The organism is Sporanaerobacter sp. PP17-6a (assembly GCF_900095615.1).
Classification (GTDB): Bacteria; Bacillota; Clostridia; order Tissierellales; family Acidilutibacteraceae; genus Acidilutibacter; species Acidilutibacter cellobiosedens.
On sequence record NZ_FMIF01000004.1, the window covers coordinates 111255 to 137125 of the forward strand.

The following is a 25871-nucleotide window of genomic DNA, read 5'->3' on the forward strand; positions in this document are numbered from 1 at the left end:
GGTGAGGTATTATGTTGAGGTTATCTGATATGCGTCAAAAGGAAGTAGTTAATATTGATGATGGTACAAGAATCGGATTGATATATGATTTTGAAATAGATTTAAATTCGGGAGATGTATCGGCAATAATTATACCGGGAGAGGGAAAGATACTCAATTTTTTTGGGAAAAGCCAAGACTTGATTATTCCCTGGGAAAACATAATTAAAATAGGAACCGATATAATCCTGGTGGACTTAAAATATAGCAGAAAATAAGGGATTAGACAATTTGAATTTAATATATTATAATCAACTTAGATAATAATTAAATGAGGTGAGAAGATGAATTGTCCCTTTTGTGATTACTATGAGACAAAAGTAGTGGATTCGAGGCCGACGGATGAAGGACAAGCCATTAGAAGAAGAAGAGAATGTATAAAATGCGGGAGAAGATTTACTACTTATGAAAAAATTGAAGAGATACCATTGGTCGTAATAAAAAAAGATGGAAACAGGCAAGCTTATGATAGAAATAAATTACTTACAGGGATAATTAAAGCCTGCGAAAAAAGGCCCGTGTCTATGGCTGTTATAGAAAATATGGTAAATGATATAGAAAAACGGCTGTATAATTCTATGGAGAAAGAGATAACCAGTAAATATATAGGGGAAAATGTAATGAATGAGTTAATAAAAGTTGATGAAGTGGCTTATGTGAGATTTGCATCTGTATATAGACAATTTAAAGATCTGAATACTTTTATGGATGAATTGAAAAAGATATTGGATAAGGAAAAATAATACTGCTTTCGGAGGAGTTCAATATGGATTTCATAGAAAAATCTTATAAAGAAATGATCTATTACGAAATACCTTTTTTTAATGAGAATAAAAATGTTAAAACTATTTTTACATCAAGAATTGGATTTAATAAAGGGAATATTTTAAATAATTTAGCTTTGCTGTTTGATGAACCTGAAAATAAAATTGTATTTTCTAACCAAGTTCATGGGAATAATATATCAATAATTAAGGATATAAATTTTTATAACGAAACAGAAAAACCTAAGGGAGTAGATGGACTTCTCACAGATAAAAAAAATATAGTATTGGTTACTGTTCATGGAGACTGTGTTCCATTATTTTTCTTTGATAAGAAAAGAAAAATTATAGGATTGGCTCATGCAGGATGGAGAGGAACTTTATCGGATATTGGTGGTAAGATGATTAACTTAATGAAAAGAGAATTCGGTTCCGAACTTTCTGATATTATTGTGGGAATTGGACCTTCTATCGGGCCCTGCTGTTATGAAGTCGGGGAAGAAATCTACGAATCATTTGTCGGTAAACATCTTTTTTTAATTGAATGTTTTGAGAAGAAAGAAGGAAAATATCATTTGAATCTTTGGAGAAGTAATGAATTGCTTATTTTAAGAGCAGGAATTCTTAAACAAAATATTGTTAATAGCTGCCTATGTACCAGTTGCCATAATGACAGATTTTATTCCTACAGAAAAGAGAGGACAATGGAGCGAATGGCGGCCGGAATTAAACTAATGGGATGAATAGGAGAATAGACTATGTATGAAAAAATACTTGTTGTTGATGATGAGGAGCATATTGTTGAACTTCTTAAATATAATCTGGAAGCTAACGGTTATGCTATAAAATCAACTTATAGCGGCAGGGAAGCTTTAAACATGGCAGAGAAAGAAAAATTCGATTTAATAATATTGGATTTAATGCTTCCCGAAATTGATGGTATTGAAGTTTGTAAAAGATTGAAAGAGAATAGTGATACCGCGAATGTTCCGATTATTATGCTTACTGCCAAAAGCGGCGAAATAGATAAGGTTTTGGGCTTAGAAATAGGGGCGGACGATTATATAACGAAACCTTTCAGCGTGAGAGAACTTCTGGCAAGGGTCAGAGCTTTATTGAGGAGAGTCAGCAAGAAAACGGAAATAAAAGGGAAAGTTATCATCGATAAAAGGATAATCATAGACCTGGATAAGCATGAAGTTTATAAGGATGATAAATTAGTTGATTTGACTCTGAAGGAATTTGAACTCTTGAAAGTCCTTTTGGAGAGTAAGGGAAAGGTATTTTCCCGGGATATGCTTTTAAATATGATCTGGGGTTATGATTATTTTGGGGAAACAAGGACAGTAGATGTGCATATAAGAAACTTAAGAAAAAAGATTGAAGATGATGATAAAAATCCTAAATATATAGAAACTGTAAGAGGAGTGGGCTATAAGTTTAAATAGGAGGGAAAATGAAAAAGAAGATATTTGTAATTCTTTTATTATTGTCTTTGATAGCAATAACGATTTTGTTTGTTGAATTTTTGAGTTCTCAAAGGATTGTTTACGGTACGGTAGCAAACATCAAACTTGCTTATTATATTTTTGTATTTATATTTATAGGATTCCTTATGACACTTTTAACTTATTTTTATAGAAATAAGGATTTTAAAATATTATCTAAGGAATTCAATGAGGTAAACAAGCAATTAAATAGTACTATATTGCAACTTAGGGAAAATAATATAAAGTTTAAATCCATTTTGACAAGTATTACCGACGGAGTAATTGCGGTGGATAACAATAAGAATATAATTTTTATTAATTCTTCTGCCGAAAAAATTTTTAAAATGGATGAAGAAGAAAGCATAGATAAAAATTTGGATTATATCATTAAAGACGAGAAAGCACAGCAGGTATTTTATGAATTATTAACAAAAAACGGAGAAGAAAGGGAATATGAAATTTCGGGACTCGATCACAAGGTGATGAAAATCAATTCTAATTTTATTTTTGAAGATAAGAACTCCAGGGAAAAACTTGGAACAATCTTTGTAATACGGGATATAACCGAATTAAAAAAACTCGAGAGTATAAGAAAAGATTTTGTGGCAAATGTAAGCCATGAATTAAAAACCCCTTTAACTTCTCTGAAAGGATTTATAGAAACCCTTAAGAGCGGTGCAATGGAGGATCCCTCAGTATCTGATAAGTTTTTAAATATTATGGACATAGAAGTAAACAGAATGAATGCTTTAGTGGAAGACCTTCTGATGCTGTCTGAAATAGAAAGTGAAAAAAGGAATGCACTGGATGAATATTTTCATATAGAAGAAGTAATTGATGAGGTATTTCAGGTTTTGAATATTAAAGCTGAGAAAAGGAATATTGTATTGTCCCGGGGAATAAAGAAAGGGATACCTGCTATATATGGAAATTTTAATTATTTTAAGCAGATGATATTAAATTTAACCGATAATGCAATAAAATATACCCAAAAGGGTGGAAAAGTAGTTGTCAAAGCGCAGAAAATCAGAAGCCACGTTGTCATAGATGTAATTGATACAGGTATAGGAATAGCGCCGGAGGATCAGAAAAGGATATTCGAGAGATTTTACAGAGTTGATAAATCAAGATCTAAGCAGATGGGAGGAACAGGATTAGGTCTTGCAATAGTAAAGCATATAGTATTAATGTTTAAGGGGACGATAACGATAAACAGCAAGCTTGGAGAAGGTTCAATTTTTACTGTAACCATACCTTTAGATGGGAAAGACTAAAAATAAATATATAATACAAGGGATGATACCATGAAGAAAAATATTCTCAATGACATAATACTGCAAAGTATTTTGCAGTATTCTTATATTGGAATCCATGTTATAGACGAGGAACGGAAAACCATAATTTATAATGAGGCTATGGCAAAAATAGAAGGATTGGAATCTCAAAATGTAATCGATAAAGACTTACTGTCTATATTTCCAAGTCTGAACGAAGAAACGAGCACACTCCTTAGCGTAATGAAAACTAAGGAACCTATTATTAATAAAACTCAGACATATTTAAATTATAAAGGACAAAAAATAACAAGTGTGAATTCAACAATTCCAATATTCTGTAATGGAAAAACTGTGGCGGCATTGGAAATAGCAGAGGACGTTACTCATATCAGAAAGCTCTCCGATCAGCTTATTGATCTTCAAAATGATCTTGTTACAACAAACAAAACTAAAGGAAATATAGGAATCAGAAAATATAAATTCAGCGATATTATAGGAAATAACGATAAAATGAAAATAGCTGTAGACATAGGTAAAAGGGCCAGTAATACCATATCCAGCGTATTAATATATGGAGAAACCGGATCGGGGAAAGAGCTTTTTGCTCAGAGCATACATTATGGAGGGATCAGAAGAAAAAAACCTTTTATAGCTCAGAATTGTGCTGCTATACCTGATACCCTCCTTGAAGGAATCTTTTTCGGCACTGAAAAAGGTGGTTTTACAGGGGCCATAGAGAGACCCGGAATATTTGAACAGGCAAGTGGAGGGACTTTAATGTTGGATGAAGTAAATTCTATGCCTGTAATGCTTCAGGCGAAGCTGCTGAGAGTACTTCAGGAAGGCTACATTAGAAGAATCGGCGGGGTTAAAGATATACCTATTGATGTAAGAATTATTGCTACCGTTAACGAAGATCCGGATGAATGTGTAAAAAAGGGATTATTAAGAAAAGATCTTTATTATAGATTAAATGTGGTGTATATAAAGATTCCTCCCCTCAGAGAGAGGGTAGATGATATTCCTGTTATATGTAATTATTTTATTGATAAATATAATAGAAATTTAAATAAGGATGTATGGATAATATCGGATGATGTACTAAATTCTTTTTATACGTATTCATGGCCCGGAAATGTAAGAGAACTGGAAAATGTAATCGAGTCAGCCATGAATTACATATCCGATGATGAGCATACTTTAAAAAAAGAGCATTTTATAACAAATTCCCATATATTTAAAAAGTATGATAATCCAAATGTCTTAGATAGTATGGATTTATCAATACCTCTTCCTAATTTAATGGATAATATTGAGTGTAAAGTTATAAGCTCCGCATTTGAGAAATGTAATTATAACGTTTCAAAAACAGCTAAAAAGTTGGGAATCAAAAGGCAGACTCTTCAACATAAAATCAAAAAGTATCAATTATAGCATTTATCGCCATGCAAATATATTGGCGTTAACGCCAATATATTTGCATGGTAATATTTTTTTGCTTTAATATTTCCATAAATTTCTTTTGAGAAACCTCTATATTTCCAAATTCTGCTCTTAAAACCCTTTTCAATATTTGTTGGCAAGGTTATTGCATATTTATATTAAAGGATAATAAATATTAATAAAATTTGGAGGTGCTCTTAATGAGAAAAGAAAATGTCAAAATTATTATTTGGGGCCTTGGTGCCATGGGAAAAGGCATGGCAGAAGCATTGCTTGCTAAAAAAGGCGTTGATATTGTAGGAGTGGTTGGAAGAGGTAATAAAGTTGGTAAGAGCATGTATGATTTTCTCGATGTAAAGAGAGGAAACAGAAAAGATGTCATCATTGGAACAAGGGATGAAGTTATCACTGAAAAAGCAGCGGATTTGGTACTTCTTGCAACGGATTCCTATACAAGAAATGCTTTTGATAAAATGAAATTTTGCTTGGAAAAGAAGATCAATGTTATAACTACTGCAGAAGAAATGGCTTATCCGAAGGCAAAAGAACCGGAACTTACAAAAGAATTAGATAAAATTGCAAAGGAAAACGGTGTTACTGTATTAGGAACAGGAATTAACCCGGGACTTATTATGGATTTACTTGTAGTGATTTTAACCGGCGCTTGCCTTGATGTTGATCATATTAAGGCAGAAAGAGTTAACAGCCTTTCACCTTTTGGGACTACTGTAATGCATGAACAAGGAGTAGGGATAACTGTTGACGAATTCAACCAGAAAATGAAGGAAGGAAAATTGGCAGGCCATGTTGGTTTTGCTGAATCAGTTAATATGATAGCAGATGCTTTGGGATGGAAATTAAGCAAGAAAGTAGAGCAAACCATGGCTCCTATAGTTTCAAAGGTATACAGAAAAACTCCTTATGTTGAAGTTCAACCCGGAAATGTGGCTGGATGCAAGATGTTAGGCTATGGATATGTTGATAATGAATTGAAAATAGAGATGGTTCATCCTCAACAAGTTGAGCCTCAATTGGAAGGAACAAATACGGGAGATTATATAACAATTAAAGGGACACCTAATATAAATATGTCGAATAAACCTGAAGTTCCCGGAGGAATAGGTACGATTGCAATGTGTATTAACATGATACCTCAGGTAATCAATTCACGTCCTGGACTTAAGACAATGTTGGATTTACCGGTACCGAGAGCAATAATGGGAGATATGAGAGAATTCATTGAAGAAGAATAATAATATTTATTTAAATTGAAGAGGAAGGGATATAAATGGATGCAAAAAAAGGTACATGGGTAAGAATTCATAATATTGTATTGAAGTCGGAAGAAAGATCGCCTCATTTGCCTGAAGATACTCGAAAGGTACCATTGGAAATGTGGGTAAAGGGATTTCTTCTTAACGACGAAGCAAATATCGGAGATATGGTGGAAGTTGAGACTTATATAGGACGCAGGGAAAAAGGAAAATTGGTGGAAGTTAATCCTTATTATACTCATAGCTTTGGAAAATGCGTTCCAGAATTACTTTATATAGGCAGACAATTGAGAGGAATAATCAGCAAGGAAGGTGATCGATAATGAGTAAGGATATGAGCTTTGAAGCTGTAATGGGCAGAAGGTCTGAAATTATGAAAAAAGCTATAGGAATTGATTATGATGCTTTTGAGTCAGACGGTATAGTTTTTGATTATGAAAAGATGATGCGAGAAACCGGATACAGTCTTCAAGAGATAGAAAGGATACAGAAGGAAACAGGCGTCGGCAATACACCTCTCCTTGAATTAAAGAATCTGACCGAATTAGCAAGAAAATATGCACCGGAAGGAAAAGGAGCAAGGATATTCATTAAAGACGAAGCGGCAAACCCATCGGGAAGTTTTAAAGACAGAAGAGCGGCAACGGCTTGTTATCATGCCCAGAAATTAGGGTATAAGGGAGTTGTTGCGGCGACCAGCGGAAATTACGGAGCAGCGGTGGCAAGCCAGGCTGCCATGAGAGGGCTTAAGTGCATAATAGTTCAGGAATGTTACGATTCAAGAGGAGTAGGACAGCCGGAAATAATAGAGAAAGCAAGAAAATGTGAAGCACTGGGAGCGGAAGTAGTGCAACTTACAGTCGGACCGGAACTCTTCTATACATTTTTAAAGATTCTTGAAGAAACAGGATATTTTAATGCTTCTTTATATACTCCCTTCGGAATAGCAGGAGTCGAAACTTTAGGATATGAATTATCAATGCAGTTCAGGGAAAGAGAAGGAAAGGATCCGGATGCGGTAGTAATCACAAATGCAGGTGGAGGGAATCTTACCGGAACGGCAAGAGGACTTATAAAGGCAGGAGCTTCCCATACTCAGATAGTGGGAGCAAGTGTTGATTTAAGCGGACTTCATATGGCCAGTGATACACAGTTTAATAAAAAATCATTTACTACAGGTCATACAGGATTTGGAGTACCCTTTGCAACATGGCCGGACAGATCCGACGTTCCAAGGTCTGCAGCAAGACCTTTAAGATATATGGACAGATACCTTCTTATAAACCAAGGTTCCGTATTTTATATGACGGAAGCTTTAGCCCAAGTGCAAGGGATAGAAAGAGGACCTGCAGGGAACACATCCTTGGCTGTGGCTTTTTCATTGGCACAGGAATTGGACGAAGACAAAATAGTAGTGGCTCAGGAGACAGAATATACGGGAGCCGGAAAGCATATTCAACCTCAGCTTAGTTTCGCTAAGGAGAACGGGATTAAAGTAGAAATAGGAGATCCTGAGGATGAAGTACCGGGAAAGAATATTGTTCTTCCCAAGGATCCAAGTTATATCAAAGCAAAAGATACGGATATAAATAAGATGAGAAAGTCCTATATTAAAAATTGTATTAAACATTCCGATGCTAAGAAAGTAACTGACAAGGATATCAAGTTTTTAGCTGAAGAAACAAAGACAAATGAAGAATTTGTTAAGGAAGAATTGAAAGAATTAAATATTATTTATTAGTAGGAGGTAAAATCAGTGAAGAGAGCCGATGATTTTCAAGAAAGAAGAAAACATTTAGCTAATCTCTCGGAAGAAGAATTAAAAGAAAGATTCTGGGAATTAGCAGGAAAAATTGTTGATCCTATGGTTGATTTAGCATATAAAAATACGAGTCCTTCTATTGAGAGATCAGTTTTGTTGAGAATGGGATTTTCAAGCATTGAAGCTAAAGGAATAGTTGATAAGGCGGTTGAGAGAGGGCTTCTCGGGAAAGGTGCGGGAAATATTGTTTATAGATTAGCCAAAGAAAAACATATGGGCATAAGAGAAACCGGATTAAAACTCTATGAAGGTCAAATGTGGGAAGATGCCATTGCAGCTTTCAAGGGAGGTGCCAAATAATGGAGCTTAAACCTAATGAAAAATTGAGCATTGAGAATATTTTAAAGGACCTCGATAAATACAGGCCGAGAAGAAGAGGCTGGACGTGGAGAAAGGGAACAGGACAAAAGAGAAAAATATGGCAATTTGAATACCACGATACATCAGAAAATTTAAAGCAGTCTCAGCCGTTGCCTGCCTCAAAATATTTTGATAATATTGATCCTCAGCCTGAACCGGTTATAACCACGGAAATTGCTTCGGGAAGGTTTGAAGATGATATCAGAAGAATGAGAATGGCCGCATGGCATGGAGCAGATCATATAATGGTTATAAGAACAGCGGGCCAAAGCCATATTGACGGATTGATAGAAGGGACTCCTCAAGGTATAGGAGGAATACCGGTAACCAGGAAACAGGTTCGTGCTCAGAGAAAAGCATTGGATTTAATAGAAGATGAAGTGGGCCGCCCGATAAATTATCACTCTTATGTAAGCGGTGTGGCAGGCCCGGAGGTTGCGGTAATGTTTGCGGAAGAAGGCGTAAACGGGGCCCATCAGGATCCTCAGTATAACGTGTTATACAGGGATATAAATATGATAAGGTCCTTTGTTGATGCCGCTTCTGCAAAAAAGGTTATGGCATGGGCAGATATGGCTCAGATAGATGGTGCCCATAATGCCAATGCAACAGCAAGAGAAGCATGGAAGGTAATGCCGGAACTTATGGTACAGCATGCGCTGAACAGTATTTTTTCAGTAAAAGTCGGAATGAAGAAGGGGAATATTTGCCTTTCAACAGTACCGCCTACGGCACCGCCGGCTCCTTGTATGAGATTGGATTTACCTTATGCCGTAGCTCTGAGAGAATTTTTTACGGGTTACAGAATGCGTGCCCAGATGAATACCAAGTATATGGAATCGTCAACAAGAGAAGCTACAGTTACTCACGTTTTAAACCTTATGATTTCAAAACTTACAAGTGCCGATATTCAGTCAACTATTACACCAGATGAAGGAAGAAACGTTCCATGGCATATTTACAATATTGAGGCAGTAGATACTGCTAAACAAGCTCTTGTGGGCATGGACGGCCTTGAGGAAATGGTTGAGATAAAGAGAGATAAAGGAGAACTTGCGGACAGAGTAAGAGAAATAAAAGAAAGAGCTGTTCTTTTCATGGAAGAAATATTGGAAGTAGGAGGATATTTCAAGGCTGTTCAAGATGGTTTCTTTGTGGACTCGGGGTATTATCCTGAAAGAAACGGAGACGGAATAGCAAGACAGATTGATGGAGGAGTTGCAGCAGGTACAATTGTTGAAAGAGATAAAGATTATATGGCTCCTGTAACAGCGGTATTCGGATATAATAACGTAGCTCAATACGACAAAACCGCTGTGGACGATCCTTCCAAATTAATCGGAGGATGTACTTTTGAGGATCCGGACAAGATAATATATATTGACGAACTGGACGAAACCGATAATGTTAATATAAGAATGGAAGAAAATAAAGAATTAAGAAATTCCACAAAGATAAAACCGGAAATGGAATGGCTGGGAGACGGGACAATCCTAATAACAATGTTCCTGCCGGTAGAAGCAAGAACAGCAGAATTTGCCGCAATTGAAATAGGAAAGAAATTAGGGCTTGAAAATGTGGAAGCAATCAGTAGGGAAATAATGCAGGAAGCAGAAGGAACGAGAGTGGAAATTAAGGGAAAAGTTCCTTTCACGATTGATACAAGTAAGCTGGTTATTCCGCCTAAACCAGAAGTAATGACAGACGACGAAATCAGAGAGGAAATAGATGCTCATCCCATGAAAATTGTAGCTGCTACTGTGGGAGAAGATGAACATTCCGTTGGTTTGAGGGAAATTATCGATATCAAACACGGAGGAATTGAACAATACGGTATTAAGTGTGTATACCTTGGAACAAGCGTGCCCGTTGAGAAGCTGGTGGATGCAGCCATAGAGGAAAAAGCAGATGCCATCCTCGCTTCAACTATTATAAGCCATGACAATGTTCACTATAAAAATATGAAAAAATTGCATGAGCTTTGTGTTGAAAAGGGTATAAGAGATAAAGTAATAATTGCTACCGGAGGAACTCAGGTATCTAATGAACTGGCGGTTAAAACCGGCGTTGATGTAGGTTTCGGCAGAGGGTCAAAAGGCTCTGAAGTGGCTACATTCTTGGTTAAAAAAAGAAGAGAAATGAGAGAGAAAAATGAAAATTGATGTTTTGGTAGCTGAAATAGGAAGTACTACTACCGTTGTAAATGCTTTTGATAAGGTAAACAGCCCTTGTCCCGTATTTGCGGGACAGGGGCAGGCTCCAACCAGTGTCGGAGAAGGAGACGTGAATATCGGACTGCACAATGCCATTGATAACTTGTCTTTTAATCTAAAGACAGACAGTATAGAGTATGGTGAATTAATAGCTACAAGCAGCGCTGCAGGCGGACTCAGGATGACCGTTCACGGCCTCGTGTATGATATGACCGTAAGAGCGGCCAAAGAAGCTGCTTTGGGAGCTGGAGCCAATATAAAACAGGTAACTTCCGGAAAACTGAGGAAGAGTGATTTAAATAAGCTGATGCAAATAAACCCCAATATAATCCTCGTAGCAGGAGGAGTAGATTACGGGGAAAGAGAAACAGCCCTCTATAATGCGGAGCTTATTGCGAATTTGAATTTGGATATACCTGTTATTTATGCAGGAAATGTAGAGAACCAAGATGATGTAAAAGATTTGTTTAAAAACTCCAGATCTGAATTATATATAGTGGAAAATGTTTATCCTAAGATAGATGAATTAAATGTAGAACCTACAAGAAAGGTGATTCAGGATGTATTCGAAAAGCATATTGTTCATGCTCCAGGCATGCAGAGAGTAAGAGAAATGGTTACCGGCTCAATCATTCCTACTCCCGGTGCGGTTATGGTTGCTTCAAAGCTTCTTTATGACGATATCGGAGATTTGATGACGTTGGATGTGGGAGGAGCTACTACCGACGTTCATTCTGTAACGGAAGGCAATGAGGAAGTCTCTAGAATACTTATAAGTCCTGAACCGTTAGCAAAGAGAACTGTTGAAGGAGATCTGGGAGTGTATGTAAACATGCATAATGTTGTTGACATGGTAGGAAAAGAAAAACTGGAAGAAGAATTAAATTTATCCCCTGAAGAATTACAAAATCTTATTGACAATCATAAACCCATACCCAAAACGGATTTAGAAAAAGCTTTTGTAGAAAAACTGACTCTTCATGCAGCAGTTACGGCAGTTAAGAGACATGCAGGTATATTCAGATATCTGTACGGTTCCGGCGGAAGGACGACTGTTGCGGAAGGAAAAGATTTGACGAGAGTGAAATATATTATAGGTACAGGAGGAGCTTTGACAAGGCTTCCCCACAGAGTCGATATAATGAGAGAAATTCCCTTGAGCAATAAAGGGCACGAACTTCTCCCTAATAAAGATGTGGAAATATTGGTTGATAACGATTATATAATGGCTTCTTTGGGAATTTTGTCAAAGAAATATCCTGAAACGGCACTAAGATTATTGAAAAATAGCTTAAATATTAAATAAAATAAGTCCAACATTTATGTTGGACTTATTTAAAGTATATGGAGGGATATTATGGATTACCCAAGAATTGAAATAAATTTAAGCAAACTTAAACATAATGTAAAAACTATAACGGATAAATGTAAAGAAAATGGAATAAAAGTTGCCGGAGTTACTAAAGTATTCTGTGCCGATAAAAAACTTGTTAAAGCTTATGTAGACGGAGGAGTATCATATTTGGCGGATTCCAGGCTGCAAAATTTTCAAAGATTGAAGGATTTTTCTCTTCCCAAGATACTTTTAAGGCTTCCGATGATAAGTGAAGCAGAAGAAGTAGTAAAGTATGCGGATGCCTCTTTGAATTCGGAAATTGAAACAATTAGGGCCCTTTCTAGGGAAGCTGTAAAAATAGGGAAAAAGCATGAAATTATATTGATGGTGGATTTGGGAGATTTAAGAGAAGGATATTTTTATGAAGATGATTTGTATAAATCGGCAGAAGAAATAAAAAAACTTGAAGGAGTGGAACTAATAGGAATAGGCACTAATCTTACCTGCTACGGAGGGGTGATTCCGACTCCGGAAAATCTGGGCAGATTGGTTGAAATTAAGAACAATTTAGAGAAAAACCATGATGTAAAGCTCAAAATTATTTCCGGCGGAAACTCATCAAGTATTCCCCTTTTATATGATGGAACGATACCGGAAGGAATAAATAACTTAAGACTTGGGGAATCCCTTGTTTTGGGAAGGGAAACAGCCTACGGAAAAGATATTGAAGAAACATTTAATGATGTATTTAAATTAGTAATTGAAGCAATAGAAATTAAAGACAAACCTTCCCTTCCTGTCGGAGAAATAGGAAAGGATGCTTTCGGAAACGTACCTGTATTTGAAGATAAGGGAATAAGAAAGAGAATGATATGTGCCATCGGAAGGCAGGATCTTTTACCTGACGATATAACACCTTATGATAAAGAAATAACTGTTATAGGAAGCAGCAGTGACCACTTGATATTGGATATAACAAATAGTAAAATAAAATATAAGGTCGGAGATAAATTGGAATTCGGATTAAAATACGGAGGAATACTTAGAGGTATGACTTCGGAATATGTAAAGAAAGTTTATGTATAGATTTATATTATAAAATGAAATTTTCCGGAAATAATAGAGATAGGTGATTAAATGGATCTTTTCACTATGAATATGGAAAACAATTTAAAAAAGAATGCTCCTCTGGCGGAACGGATGAGACCGGAAGTATTAGAAGATTTCATAGGGCAAAAACATATATTGGGAAAGGACAAATTCTTATACAGATCTATAAAAGCAGACAGACTTTCCTCAATGATATTTTATGGTCCTCCGGGTACGGGAAAAACTACTTTGGCAATGGTTATAGCCAAAAGTACCAAAATGAATTTTGAAAAATTAAGTGCGGTTTCTGCAGGAATTAAGGATATAAGGGAAGTAGTAGACAAAGCAAAAGAATATTTAAAACTTTATTCCAAACGGACAATATTGTTTATCGATGAAATTCATAGGTTTAACAAAACTCAGCAGGATGCTCTTCTTCCCTATGTAGAGAGAGGAATAATAATACTTATCGGTGCTACAACGGAAAATCCCTATTTTGAGGTAAACAAAGCTCTTCTTTCCCGATGTCAGATAATAACTATTGAAAAGCTCAGCAAGGCGGAATTGAGAGAAATATTGATGAGAGCATTAAAAGATAAAGAAAAGGGACTAGGAATGTTTAATGTAGACATAGCAGAAGATGCCGTCGATTACCTTGTGGAAATTTCTGAAGGGGACGGAAGAATTGCATTGAATTCTCTTGAGCTCGGAGTGTTGACTACTCCGAAAGATGATAAGGGAATAATCAACATTGATCTGGAAGTAATTAAAGATTGTATTCAAGTAAAGCAAGCCAAATATGACAAGGGCGGAGATGAGCATTATGATACTATTTCAGCTTTTATTAAGAGCATGAGAGGGTCTGACCCAAATGCTGCCCTTTATTGGCTTGCCAAGATGATATATGCGGGGGAAGATCCTAAATTTATTGCCAGAAGGATAATAATATGTGCTTCCGAAGACGTAGGCAACGCTGATCCCAATGCTTTAACCGTTGCTTTATCTGCGTTCAAAGCGGTAGAGACAGTGGGAATGCCTGAGGGGAAAATCCCCTTGGCTCAAGCAGCAGTATATGTGGCTTGTGCCCCGAAGAGCAATGCGGCTTTTTCCGGTATACTTAAAGCTCTGGATGATGTTAAAAATAAGAGAATCGGAGAAGTCCCCGATTATTTAAAGGATGCAAATTATAAGGGAGCATCTGATTTTAACCACGGCATAGGATATAAATATCCTCATGATTATGAGAATTCCTTTGTTAAGCAGGATTATCTTCCTCCCGAGTTAAAAGAAGCAAAATATTATGAACCTACGGAAAACGGATATGAAAAAGTAATTAAAGAAAGACTATCAAAATTATTTGACAAATATAAGTAATATAATTTATAATTATATAAATATGATATTGACTTTGATGAGAAGAGTAGACATAAGTAATGTAAGAAGCGAATCGATGATGGTGGAAGGTCGATACAAAGCTTATGCTGAAGAACATCTCTGAGTTTCTGGCTGAAATCCTTTAAAGAGAGTAGGAATGACGGAACTGCACCGTTATAGGCAGGCAATATAGAATATATTGCAAAGAGTGGCTGTTTTTTAAGACAGCAATTAGGGTGGCAACACGAACCTTTCGTCCCTTCATAAGAAGGATGAAAGGTTTTTTTATATATTATTTTTACAGTTTAAAGAGAAAGGAGTAATTTCATGGAGAAAACTACAGTAAGGGAAATATTTGAAGCACAAGAAAAGTATTTAGATAAGGATGTCCAAATATCTGGGTGGATAAGAACCATAAGAAGCTCAAAGTCCTTTGGCTTCATTGAATTAAATGACGGAACCTTTTTTAAGAATATTCAAATAGTTTTTGATGAAAATTTGGGAAATTTCAAAGAAATAACAAGATATCAGATAAGTTCCGCAATAACTGTCCAGGGGGAGTTAAAGGAGACTCCTGAAGCACAACAACCTTTTGAAATCCGGGCAAAAATGATTAAGCTGGAAGGCAGTTCCGCTCAGGATTATCCTCTTCAGAAGAAAAGACATAGTTTTGAGTACCTGAGGACGATTGCCCATTTAAGGCCGAGGAGCAATACGTTTTATGCCGTATTCAGAGTAAGATCCCTTGCGGCTTATGCAATTCATAAATTTTTTCAAGAAAGAGGGTTTGTATATGTTCATACTCCTATAATCACCGGAAGCGATGCGGAAGGAGCAGGAGAGATGTTTCATGTAACCACTTTGGATATGGGAAATGTCCCTTTGAACGATGAAGGAAAAGTTGATTATTCCAAAGATTTTTTCGGAAGAGAAACAAATCTTACGGTAAGCGGTCAGTTGGAAGCGGAGGCTTTTGCTTTGGCTTTCAAGAATGTATATACCTTCGGGCCTACTTTCAGAGCTGAGAATTCAAATACCGGAAGACATGCGGCAGAATTTTGGATGATTGAACCGGAGATTGCTTTTGCCGATCTGTTCGATGCTACGAAATTAGCTGAAGATATGATGAAATATGTTATCAATTATGTTATGGAAAATGCCAAGGAGGAAATGAAATTTTTCAATTCATTTATAGATAAGGAATTGTTAGAGAGACTGAACCATGTAGCCAGCTCAAAATTTGAATATATCACATATACCGAAGCAATCGAAATACTTAAAAAATCAAAGGAAACCTTTCAATATCCTGTAGAATGGGGCTTGGATTTACAGACCGAACATGAAAGATATATTACAGAAAAAGTAATTAAAAAACCTGTATTTGTAATTGACTACCCAAAAGAAATCAAAGCCTTTTACATGAGATTAAATGATGATGGAAAAACAGTTGCGGCTTCAGATATGCTTGTTCCCGGAATCGGAGAGATAATAGGAGGAAGCCAGAGAGAAGAAAGGCCAGATATATTAGAAAATAGAATGGAAGAGCTGAAATTAGATAAGGATACTTATTGGTGGTACAATGAACTGAGAAAGTTCGGCGGGGTAAAACATGCGGGATACGGTCTGGGGTTTGAAAGAGCAATAATGTATATTACCGGTATGAACAATATAAGAGATGTCATACCTTTCCCAAGAACAGTAAAATCCGCTGAGTTTTAAAGTTATATTTTATCTATTGATTAACTGCCGTATATCTGTTATTATATATTTAAATGAATATTAAACGATGACAAGAAGTAGTAAACTTTTTCCGTTTTAAAGAGAGCTGTTGAAAGGTGGAAGGCGGCAATGGAAATGTTGAACTCGTCTTTGAGCTGTTAAGGTGAATAAATTAGCTTTAACCGGTTTAAAAAACCGTTATTTTAATAAGAGGACAGATTTTATCTGCCAATTAGAGTGGTACCGCGGACCTTTCGTCTCTATAGAGATGGAAGGTTTTATTTTTTATAATAGGAGGTTGTATTGTATGACGGATTATAATCCAAAGGAAATAGAGAAAAAGTGGCATGATATATGGGATGAGAATCAAACATTTAAGGCAAGTAATGACAGAAGTAAGAAAAAATTTTATGGCTTGATTGAATTCCCTTATCCTTCGGGAAAAGGACTTCATGTAGGCCATCCAAGGCCATATACTGCCATTGATGTTGTGGCGAGAAAAAGAAGGTTGGAAGGATATAATGTACTTTTCCCCATAGGATGGGATGCTTTCGGACTGCCTACGGAGAATTACGCGATAAAGAATAAAATCCATCCTAAAAAGGTTACCGAACAGAATATTAAAAGATTTAAGATTCAGCTTAAATCCTTAGGATTCTCCTTTGACTGGTCGAGGGAAATAAATACTACAGATCCTAATTACTATAAATGGACTCAATGGATTTTTTTGAAACTCTTTGAACACGGCTTGGCTTATAAAACCGAGATGCCTATAAACTGGTGTACTTCCTGTAAAATAGGATTGGCAAATGAAGAAGTAGTAGACGGAAAATGTGAAAGATGCGGGGGAGAAGTTATAAGAAAAGTAAAGAATCAGTGGATGTTGAGAATAACCGACTATGCGGAAAGACTGATAGACGATCTTGACTTGGTAGATTATATACAAAGGGCCAAGATTCAGCAGATAAATTGGATCGGAAAATCCGAGGGAGCAGAAGTAAATTTTAAAATTGCAGGAAAAGATGAGAACTTAAAAGTATATACTACAAGGCCCGATACTCTGTTTGGGGCAACTTATATGGTTTTGGCACCGGAGCATCATTTAATCGATAAATATAAAGAGGATATTGAAAATTTAGATGAAATAAATGAATACAGAAAAAATGCCATAAAAAAATCCGACTTTGAGAGAACAGAGCTTGTAAAGGAAAAAACAGGTGTTGAAATAAAAGGGATTAAAGCTGTAAATCCTGCAACGGGAAAGGAAATTCCCATATGGGTATCGGATTATGTTCTTGCTTCCTACGGCACCGGAGCTATAATGGCTGTTCCTGCTCATGACAGCAGAGACTGGGAATTTGCAAAAAAATTTGATCTCCCTATTGTGGAAGTTGTAAAAGGAGGAAATGTAGAGAAGGAGGCCTATATTGATACAGAATCGGGAGAATTGGTAAATTCGGGATTTTTAAACTGTTTAGATGTAAAAGAGGCTAAAGAAAAAATGGTATCATGGCTTGAAGAAAAGAAACTGGGTTCTCGAAAAATCAACTTTAAATTAAGAGACTGGGTATTTTCCCGTCAAAGATATTGGGGAGAACCTATACCATTGGTTCACTGTAAAAAATGCGGATGGGTTCCAATACCTGAGGAAGAACTTCCTCTTATGCTTCCGAATATAGAAGCCTATGAGCCTACGGATACCGGAGAATCGCCTCTTGCCAATATAAAAGAATGGGTGGAAACCACTTGTCCCAAATGCGGAGGGAAGGCTGAAAGAGAAACGGATACTATGCCTCAGTGGGCAGGTTCTTCTTGGTATTTTTTAAGATATATCGATCCCCATAACGATAAAGAGCTGGCAGATAAAGAAGCCCTTAAATATTGGCTTCCGGTAGACTGGTATAACGGAGGAATGGAACATACTACTCTTCACCTTCTTTATTCAAGATTCTGGTATAAATTTTTGTATGATATTAAAGTAGCTCCTACTAAAGAACCATACCAAAAGAGAACTTCTCATGGAATGATTCTCGGAGAAAATAATGAAAAAATGTCAAAATCAAGAGGAAATGTGGTTAATCCAGATGATATCGTAAAGGAATACGGAGCAGATACGTTGAGAACCTATGAGATGTTCATAGGCGATTTTGAAAAAAGTGTTCCTTGGTCTGAAAACGGATTAAAAGGCTGCAGAAGATTCCTGGACAGAGTATGGAAGCTGCAGGATATACTGACTGAAGGGGATTCCTATTCTGAAAAGATGAAGAAGAGTATTCACAAGGCGATTAAAAAAGTAAGCAATGATTATGAGACCCTTAAATATAATACTGCTATTGCGACTCTAATGTCACTTCTTAATGAAATTAATAATGCGGGAAAGATTAATAAGGCGGAATTAAAAACTTATCTTATTCTCCTTAATCCTGTAGCACCTCATATTACAGAAGAAATGTGGGTAGGACAAAATTTTGGAGGAATGTTGAATCAGTCTTCTTGGCCGAAATATGATGAAAAATTAACTATAGATACTGTGGTAGAAATAGCAGTTCAGGTGAACGGCAAAGTGAGAGGCAGGGTTACAATCAGCTTAGATGATTCACAGGAGAAGGTAAAAGAAAAAGTTTTAAGGGATGAGACTATAAGCAAGTTTATAGAAGGAAAGACTGTAGTGAAAGAAATCTTTGTACCGGGTAAAATATACAATATTGTAGTAAAATAAATATAAAACTGATAGCTAAGGTTATTTTCGTGAATACTTAGCTATCAGTTTTATATTTCATGGGAAAATCATGATTTCCTTAGTGTATATTTTCCGTTAAGTGGATTTCAAAAAGGGCTTCGTTAGTTTATTTTTGCTTCGATTGAAGCCCTTTTTATAATCCATAGGGAGATTATATTATAAATTATTATTTTTTCTTAATTATTATGGTTATGGTTTTTATATATGTATGAATTAAAATATGCTATAATATAAATAAGATAATTGTATTTACTATTTCATGGAGGTGTGTTATATAATGAAAAAAATCTTGGTGACAGGTGCTCTTGGTCAAATTGGGTCAGAACTGACTATGAAATTAAGAGATATATATGGCAGGGATAATGTTGTTGCCAGCAGCAGAAGAAAAAAGGAAGGTCAGGAATCGATAATTGAGTCGGGCCCCTTTGAAATTGTTGAAGTAACAGATGGAAAACAGATATCGGAAGCTGTTAAAAAATATAAAATAAATACAATAGTTCATTTAGCGGCTCTTTTATCTGCCGTGGGAGAGCATGATCCTCAAAAGGCATGGAATATTAACATGAATGGTCTTTATAATGTACTTGAGGTAGCTCGGGAGGAAAATTGTGCCGTATTTACACCGAGCTCAATAGCAGCTTTTGGGCCGTCGACTCCAAAAGATAAAACACCTCAGGATACTATTCAAAGGCCTGAAACCATGTACGGAGTTACTAAAGTTGCCGGAGAAATACTTTCCGATTATTATTTTAAAAAGTTTGGAGTAGATACAAGAGGAGTGCGTTTTCCCGGGCTTATTTCCTATGATACTCTTCCTGGGGGAGGCACCACAGACTATGCAGTACATATATACTATGAAGCAATAAAACACAAAAAGTATACCTGCTATATTCAAAAGGGAACTTATATGGACATGATGTATATGCCTGATGCATTGCATGCTATAGTTTCATTGATGGAAGCCGATCCGGATAAATTAATCCACAGGAATGCTTTTAATATTTCCGCCATGAGCTTTGAACCGGAAGATATCTATGGTGAAATTAAAAATAATATACCGGAGTTTACTATGGATTATGATGTAGATCCTGTAAGACAGGCTATAGCCGATTCTTGGCCTAATTCCCTTGATGATACGGCTGCAAGAGAGGAATGGGGATGGAAACCAGAATATGATTTGCCAAAGATGACGGTGGATATGCTCACCAAATTAGCTGATAAACTTAAGAAGTAGATATAAATCAAAAAAGGACTAAAGACTTATTCAAATAAGTTTTTGGTCCTTTTTTATATCATCATCTTTGTAACAATTTTTTTAAAAATAAATATATTTATATTAAAAGAATTTTGCAGTAATATATGTCATACATTATTTCTGCATTTATCATAAGGGAGTGGACATTTAATGGCAGGTAGAAAATATTATTTAACTGTAATCAGATCCAGAAATCATGCTGTAAAACTTCATTACGTATTGGATATATTAGATTCAAATAAATTTCATCTTGTATCAACTCCTTGTGAAATACAGGCTGGATGTAGTTATTCAATCAAATTCTATAACTTAAATGATTTAAGCATTATAGAAAATGAAGCTAAAGAATTAAGTATCGAAATCTTTGGTACATTTAGTTTTGAAAGAAAGGAAGGAAAGAATATTATTAAAAGGATAAATTAAATTATTTGAACAATCCAAACCTTTTCTTTTTTTCATTTTTATTTAGGATTTCTTTTATTTCCTCTATTTTGGATTCAAGACTTGATGTTTTTGAGTATAGTATATTTATATTATCTTTTATATAATTTGAAATTTCTTCTATTTTTATTTCGGTTTCTTTTTTAAAAGATTCTAAAGCACTATCTTCGACAGATGAAAATTTTTCTTCGTCTGTCTCTTTATTTGTTTCTTCTTTTTGTACTTTATCTATTTCTCTTTTTTCTGCTGTATTGAAATCTTCCTGTATTTCACTGAAATAGAAGGATATACTATTATCTAATTTTACATAAATATTATTTATCTTATTTTTTTCATTAAAGTTAGAAGAATTATTTCTAAAAAATATAAAGTACATATTTTCATTTTCCGCTGTAGCTTCTTTTTCATATTTCCAAGACAGTCCATAATCGGGAGAACAAATACATTTAATTTTTTCTCCATCAGAAAATATTATTTTAAGTATGCCATTTTCCTCCAGCATTATAGGAATATAAGCACAGTTTCTGATAGTTGGAATAGAGGTTGATACCCATTTAAAGTTGTTTGATTTTGTTAAAGATAACATTTTTGATTTTAAAATATAATCTTTATTGATTAATTCTTCCCATAAGATATGAATATTATTTTGAGTGTCTATAAAAAGATAAGGGAAAATATTGTCATTATTTAATGTTGATATCTTTTCGGGTGTAGGATTCCATTTATTTATATATACGTTATAATAGGTATAATATATATGGTTTGAATTAATGTCCTTGGCCCTATAAATTAAATGAATATTTCCCAGATTGTCTAAGTCCATAAAGAAAGGACTGAAAAATTTTTCTGAAATAGTATTTATAACAGTAGATTTTTTGATTTTTTCACTTTTTATTATCTGATGAATAGACCATATATTGGGATTTATTACGTTTGAACAGGAGTATAAAATAATAATATTATTTTTTTGTAATTTGAAATTTAAATTTGAATAGATATTGGATCGAGTATCTAATTTTGTAATATATTCTTTTTTAGGTTTTTCATTCTCCTCATTTTTAAATGTGTAATGAGTTAAATGTCCTTCATTATTAATGTAAATCAGATGAATCCTATCTTCCTCATCAATATCTGCGGCGAAATCAATTATTCGTTCATCTTCCACAAGTAACATGGATCTGTTTTTTTTGTTTTTGTTATCAAATATTGAACATACAAGTTTTCTGTTTTTTCTTAGTTGAAAAAAGTAATATCTGCCTTGAAGACTTTTTATTAAAAAGCCATTTTGTATTTTTAAAACCACATTTATTCCCCCCTTAATATTTAAATAAAATTATCACAAAACTCTGCTTAATTCATAATATGAAAGTAAAAGTGTATTTATTAAATTGAAAGGAGTGAAATATATGAAAAAAATAACTAAATCCAGTTTTTATGATCCTGATGCACAGAATAGAGCTTTTGAAGTGGATTGTATCATAGCGGACAAAGTATATGCACACTGCCAACAAAGGGAGTGCTTCCCGACAGTTGAAGTTTTACTGGAAAGCGGAACTTTTAGTCATATATCATTTAGACCTGGATTTATTGTGCCCGGGACCTTGGTAGTAACAGATATAGAGGGTAGACCTCATTTTAGGAGAGTACAGTTTACTTTAAGAATACCTTTTGAGGTAATAACAACTGATGGAAGTGTAGTAGAAGGATTTTTGCCTGATATTTATAAAGATGTAGTTCTCTTTATTCCAGATGCGAGAGATGAATTTGAATTCAGAGTTGTTGTTGAAACCAGTTCATTATTATTAGGGCAGCCTTTGCAGACTGGAAATAAAGTTACATTTGCGGTTGGGACGTTTATAATCATTAAAATTGTAGGAACTGTTCAACTGCTAATACCTACATTGGGATTTTGTCCAGAACCTCCGGAATGTGAAGAATTTAGTCCCGGTGATATTTGTGATGGTTTTGAAGAAGAGGAGTTTCCTGATTTCTTTCCACCTCAGTTTGACGACCTTTTCGATGAAGGGGAAGAAGACCTGGAGGATGAAAATTCAGAAGAATGTTAAGGACAGAGGAGTAGAGACTCCTCTTTTTTTATTGAAAATTTTTAGAACTGTGAATGTTGACAAAAATAAAGGGTTAGAATATACTTATAATGAATTGCCAAGTTATTTGGTTGGAATTGGAGGGCGGGAAAATGAAATTGTCAACTAAGGGAAGGTATGGTCTTAAAACGATGTTTCAATTAGCTTATAATTACGGAAAGGGACCTATATCTTTAAAAAGTGTTGCCGAAGAGGAAGGTCTATCGGAAAATTATCTTGAACAATTAGTTGCGGTACTTAAAAGAGACGGGCTCTTGCAAAGCGTAAGAGGGGCTCAAGGAGGATATATGTTAAGTAAACATCCCAAAGATATAACCGTTGGAAGCATACTTAGATCTTTAGAAGGTAATTTAGCGCCTGCAGCATGTGTCATAGATGAAGAGATGAATGTTTGCGAAAAAGAAGAATATTGTGTTACAAGAATAATTTGGCAGAGAATCAGAGATAGTATCTATAATGTAATCGATTCAATTACTTTACAGGATATGATTGATGAACAGGAAAATATACTACAAAAAAAGAAAAAGAAAATTCAGGAGGAAGTATGATGTCAAAATATATTTATATGGATAATGCGGCAACAACTCCTATTAAAAGAGAAGTATTAGAGGCGATGATGCCTTATTTTACCGATAAATACGGAAATCCATCCAGTATTTACTCTATTGGCGGTCAATCAAGAAATGCTATAGAAAGAGCGAGGGAAAAGGTATCCAAGGTTTTTAATGCTAAACCTCAGGAAATATTTTTTACGAGTTGCGGTTCCGAATCGGATAACTGGGCTATTAAGGGAATAGCCTATGCTAACAGAAAAAGAGGAAATCACATAATTACTTCTAAAATTGAGCATCATGCAGTGCTTCATACATGTCAATATTTAGAGAAACAAGGGTTTAGGGTAACCTATCTTGATGTTGATGAATATGGATTTATAAATTTAGATCAGCTGAAAGAAAGCATAAGGGATGATACCATCCTAATCTCAATAATGTTTGCCAATAACGAAATAGGCACTATTCAACCTATAGCTGAAATAGGGAAAATAGCAAAAGAAAAGGGTATATATTTTCATACGGATGCCGTCCAAGCCATAGGAAATGTAAAGATAGATGTAAACGAATTAAATATTGATTTATTATCATTGTCTGCTCATAAATTCTATGGACCAAAAGGAATAGGAGCTTTATACATAAGGCAAGGAGTTAAAATCGATCCTCTTATTTCGGGAGGGGCCCAAGAAAGGAATAGAAGAGCAGGAACGGAAAATGTTCCTTACATAGTTGGATTGGGAAAAGCAATTGAATTAGCCTGTGAAAATATTGACGAACATAATGAAAAATTAACTAAGCTGAGGAAACGACTCATAAAGGGCATATTTGATAATATAGATTATGTGAGATTAAATGGAGATGATGAAAAAAGGCTTCCCGGCAACGCTAATTTTTGTTTCAGATTTATTGAAGGAGAATCTATTCTTCTAAGCCTTGATATGGAAGGGATTGCTGGTTCCAGCGGCTCAGCCTGTACATCAGGGTCTCTTGATCCTTCTCATGTACTTTTAGCTATCGGCCTTCCTCATGAAATTGCTCATGGCTCTTTAAGGCTTACTTTAGGGGATTTTAATACGGAAGAGGATGTTGATTATGTAATTGAGAAGCTGACAGAAATTGTGGCGAGGTTGAGAGCTATGTCGCCGTTATACGACGAGAGGAGGGAGAGATAATCATGTATTCAGAAAAAGTAATGGATCATTTTAGAAATCCAAGGAATGTTGGAGAAATAGAAGATGCAGATGGAATCGGAGAAGTAGGGAATCCCAAATGCGGAGATATAATGAAAATGTACCTGAAAATTAAGGATAATAAGATTGAGGATGTTAAATTTAAAACCTTTGGATGCGGCTCAGCCATTGCATCTTCCAGTATGGCTACAGAAATGATTAAGGGTAAGAGCATAGACGAAGCCATGGAATTATCAAATAAGGCTGTAGCAGAAGCATTGGACGGACTTCCTCCTGTGAAGATGCATTGTTCCGTTTTGGCCGAACAGGCTGTGAAATCTGCTTTATTGGATTATTCGAAAAAAAATAATGTCCATATTAAGGGATTGGAGGATTTTGTACCGGAAAATGATGATTTTCACGGGTGTAAAATAGAATAATAGATCAAAATAAAAAAACTGCTGATATTCGGCAGCTTTTTTTATAACGAATAGGAAAGTTCTTGCTTATAAGATATTGATTAAAGAGAGCTTTCTGTAAATGAGTTTCAAGAAAAGTTACCTTATAATTTTTCAATAGAAATTTTTCTTATTTTAATAAATTTATTAATAAGTGAAATAATAAAAATATAACAGAAATTGAAAAGGGGAATTTAATTGATAAGATATAGCCAATTTTCAATATTAAAAATTGTGGACAGAGATAATGTACCCATAGGTACATTAAAAAACGTATTATGTACTGAGGATAATAAATATATAGATAGCCTCGTTATAGAGGACGGAAAGATATTTAGAAAAAAAATTATAATTCCTTTTGAGGGAATAGAGGATATAGGGAAAGATTCTATGATTATAAATTTAAATAGGGCTGAAAAAGAAGATTATAAAGAAAAAAAGGGTATAAAAATTGATTGCTTTATAGATAAAGAGGTAATTACAGAAAAGGGAGAATTTATAGGGTATATAAAAGATTATATATTTAATAAAGAAGACGGTGGGATATCCGGTTTTATTATTACTGAAGGAGTAATAGAAGATATTATTAATGGAAGAAGCTTTATTCCTTTAAATATAAGCCATGAAGTTAAAGATAAAAATATAATAGTTAAAGAAGAAATAAAAGACATAATTGACAACGGAAAAGATTATTACAAAAAACTGTTAGAATTAGAGGGAAGATAGTGTGGCAAACTAAGGATATAAATTTAAAAGGAGTGAAAAAGATGAATAATGGATTTAAAACCGGTATGTGGGTAGGAAGCATATTAGGAGCAGTTTTTGGAATGGCTGCCGTAAACAGGATGGATCCGATGCATAAGAGAAAAATGATGAGAAGCACGAGAAGAGCATTTTATAATATAAGAAACGGGATAATGTCCCTTTGGTAACGGGCAGCTTTTGGGCTGCC

26 protein-coding genes and 2 other annotated features are annotated in these 25871 nt (G+C 35.0%); of the genes, 25 read left to right on the forward strand and 1 reads right to left on the reverse strand.

Features of this window, described 5'->3' with window-relative positions; translation table 11 throughout:
• Positions 1-11 precede the first annotated feature (11 nt).
• The 18 genes from PP176A_RS03545 to PP176A_RS03630 all read left to right on the forward strand — a co-directional run bounded on the left by PP176A_RS03545 (position 12) and on the right by PP176A_RS03630 (position 20618).
• Entirely contained in the window at positions 12-257 is a 246-nt protein-coding gene (locus tag PP176A_RS03545; protein WP_071139073.1) for a YlmC/YmxH family sporulation protein, read from the forward strand.
• Positions 258-323: 66 nt separating this feature from the next.
• Positions 324-782: a transcriptional regulator NrdR gene (gene nrdR / locus PP176A_RS03550; RefSeq protein WP_071139074.1), complete on the forward strand. Its 459-nt coding sequence runs from the start codon at positions 324-326 to the stop codon at positions 780-782.
• 23 nt (positions 783-805) lie between these two features.
• Complete coding sequence (pgeF, locus tag PP176A_RS03555; protein WP_071139075.1) at positions 806-1546, forward strand: peptidoglycan editing factor PgeF; 741 nt, start codon at positions 806-808, stop codon at positions 1544-1546.
• Positions 1547-1561: 15 nt separating this feature from the next.
• Positions 1562-2251 (forward strand): response regulator transcription factor, encoded by a 690-nt coding sequence (locus tag PP176A_RS03560; RefSeq protein WP_071139076.1) that lies wholly within the window; start codon positions 1562-1564, stop codon positions 2249-2251.
• Between the two features lie 8 nt (positions 2252-2259).
• Positions 2260-3567: a sensor histidine kinase gene (locus PP176A_RS03565; protein WP_071139077.1), complete on the forward strand. Its 1308-nt coding sequence runs from the start codon at positions 2260-2262 to the stop codon at positions 3565-3567.
• A gap of 30 nt (positions 3568-3597) precedes the next feature.
• Positions 3598-5004: a sigma-54 interaction domain-containing protein gene (locus tag PP176A_RS03570; protein WP_071139078.1), complete on the forward strand. Its 1407-nt coding sequence runs from the start codon at positions 3598-3600 to the stop codon at positions 5002-5004.
• Positions 5005-5213: 209 nt separating this feature from the next.
• A complete protein-coding gene (ord, locus tag PP176A_RS03575; protein ID WP_071139079.1) occupies positions 5214-6266 on the forward strand; it encodes a 2,4-diaminopentanoate dehydrogenase in 1053 nt (350 codons plus the stop codon).
• A 35-nt stretch (positions 6267-6301) separates the two neighbouring features.
• Entirely contained in the window at positions 6302-6610 is a 309-nt protein-coding gene (gene ortA / locus PP176A_RS03580; protein ID WP_071139080.1) for a 2-amino-4-oxopentanoate thiolase subunit OrtA, read from the forward strand.
• Positions 6610-8028, forward strand: coding sequence for a 2-amino-4-oxopentanoate thiolase subunit OrtB (gene ortB, locus PP176A_RS03585; RefSeq protein WP_071139081.1), 1419 nt, complete (start codon positions 6610-6612; stop codon positions 8026-8028). The genes ortA and ortB overlap by 1 nt, the downstream gene beginning before the upstream one ends.
• A gap of 15 nt (positions 8029-8043) precedes the next feature.
• A complete protein-coding gene (locus PP176A_RS03590) occupies positions 8044-8409 on the forward strand; it encodes an ornithine aminomutase subunit alpha (RefSeq protein WP_071139082.1) in 366 nt (121 codons plus the stop codon).
• Complete coding sequence (gene oraE, locus PP176A_RS03595; protein WP_071139083.1) at positions 8409-10631, forward strand: D-ornithine 4,5-aminomutase subunit OraE; 2223 nt, start codon at positions 8409-8411, stop codon at positions 10629-10631. Before PP176A_RS03590 ends, oraE begins: the two co-directional genes overlap by 1 nt.
• Positions 10621-11988 carry a GlmL-related ornithine degradation protein gene (locus PP176A_RS03600; protein ID WP_071139084.1) on the forward strand — a complete coding sequence of 456 codons (1368 nt, stop codon included), beginning with the start codon at positions 10621-10623 and terminating at the stop codon, positions 11986-11988. The genes oraE and PP176A_RS03600 overlap by 11 nt, the downstream gene beginning before the upstream one ends.
• Before the next feature lie 51 nt (positions 11989-12039).
• Entirely contained in the window at positions 12040-13104 is a 1065-nt protein-coding gene (orr, locus tag PP176A_RS03605; protein ID WP_071139085.1) for an ornithine racemase Orr, read from the forward strand.
• A 51-nt stretch (positions 13105-13155) separates the two neighbouring features.
• On the forward strand, positions 13156-14481 hold the full coding sequence (locus PP176A_RS03610; RefSeq protein WP_071139086.1) for a replication-associated recombination protein A: 1326 nt from the start codon (positions 13156-13158) through the stop codon (positions 14479-14481).
• Positions 14482-14506: 25 nt separating this feature from the next.
• Positions 14507-14745 (forward strand) — a binding site (T-box leader).
• A gap of 63 nt (positions 14746-14808) precedes the next feature.
• Positions 14809-16200: an asparagine--tRNA ligase gene (asnS, locus tag PP176A_RS03615; protein WP_071139087.1), complete on the forward strand. Its 1392-nt coding sequence runs from the start codon at positions 14809-14811 to the stop codon at positions 16198-16200.
• 58 nt (positions 16201-16258) lie between these two features.
• Positions 16259-16465, forward strand: a binding site (T-box leader).
• Positions 16466-16507: 42 nt separating this feature from the next.
• The gene (leuS, locus tag PP176A_RS03620; protein ID WP_071139088.1) at positions 16508-18919 is read left to right on the forward strand and encodes a leucine--tRNA ligase; all 2412 of its coding nucleotides are present in this window, start codon (positions 16508-16510) and stop codon (positions 18917-18919) included.
• A 298-nt stretch (positions 18920-19217) separates the two neighbouring features.
• Positions 19218-20174, forward strand: coding sequence for an L-threonine 3-dehydrogenase (locus PP176A_RS03625; RefSeq protein WP_071139089.1), 957 nt, complete (start codon positions 19218-19220; stop codon positions 20172-20174).
• Positions 20175-20345: 171 nt separating this feature from the next.
• Positions 20346-20618 (forward strand): DUF3343 domain-containing protein, encoded by a 273-nt coding sequence (locus tag PP176A_RS03630; protein ID WP_071139090.1) that lies wholly within the window; start codon positions 20346-20348, stop codon positions 20616-20618.
• 1 nt (position 20619) lies between these two features.
• Here PP176A_RS03630 and PP176A_RS03635 read toward each other — a convergent pair whose 3' ends face one another.
• Positions 20620-21939, reverse strand: a complete 1320-nt coding sequence (locus PP176A_RS03635) for a hypothetical protein (RefSeq protein WP_071139091.1) — start codon at positions 21937-21939, stop codon at positions 20620-20622.
• A 103-nt stretch (positions 21940-22042) separates the two neighbouring features.
• Here PP176A_RS03635 and PP176A_RS03640 point away from each other — a divergent pair, with 103 nt between their 5' ends.
• The 7 genes from PP176A_RS03640 (at position 22043) to PP176A_RS03665 (ending at position 25851) form a co-directional block, all read left to right on the forward strand.
• Positions 22043-22702, forward strand: a complete 660-nt coding sequence (locus PP176A_RS03640; RefSeq protein ID WP_071139092.1) for a hypothetical protein — start codon at positions 22043-22045, stop codon at positions 22700-22702.
• The gene (locus PP176A_RS16165) at positions 22680-22850 is read left to right on the forward strand and encodes a hypothetical protein (protein ID WP_159429029.1); all 171 of its coding nucleotides are present in this window, start codon (positions 22680-22682) and stop codon (positions 22848-22850) included. The genes PP176A_RS03640 and PP176A_RS16165 overlap by 23 nt, the downstream gene beginning before the upstream one ends.
• Positions 22834-23289 (forward strand): RrF2 family transcriptional regulator, encoded by a 456-nt coding sequence (locus PP176A_RS03645; protein ID WP_071139093.1) that lies wholly within the window; start codon positions 22834-22836, stop codon positions 23287-23289. The genes PP176A_RS16165 and PP176A_RS03645 overlap by 17 nt, the downstream gene beginning before the upstream one ends.
• On the forward strand, positions 23289-24464 hold the full coding sequence (nifS, locus tag PP176A_RS03650; RefSeq protein WP_234958774.1) for a cysteine desulfurase NifS: 1176 nt from the start codon (positions 23289-23291) through the stop codon (positions 24462-24464). Before PP176A_RS03645 ends, nifS begins: the two co-directional genes overlap by 1 nt.
• Positions 24465-24466: 2 nt before the next feature.
• On the forward strand, positions 24467-24901 hold the full coding sequence (gene nifU / locus PP176A_RS03655; protein ID WP_071139095.1) for a Fe-S cluster assembly scaffold protein NifU: 435 nt from the start codon (positions 24467-24469) through the stop codon (positions 24899-24901).
• Positions 24902-25117: 216 nt separating this feature from the next.
• Complete coding sequence (locus tag PP176A_RS03660; protein ID WP_071139096.1) at positions 25118-25645, forward strand: PRC-barrel domain-containing protein; 528 nt, start codon at positions 25118-25120, stop codon at positions 25643-25645.
• Positions 25645-25851, forward strand: a complete 207-nt coding sequence (locus PP176A_RS03665; protein WP_071139097.1) for a hypothetical protein — start codon at positions 25645-25647, stop codon at positions 25849-25851. The genes PP176A_RS03660 and PP176A_RS03665 overlap by 1 nt, the downstream gene beginning before the upstream one ends.
• Positions 25852-25871: the final 20 nt, after the last annotated feature.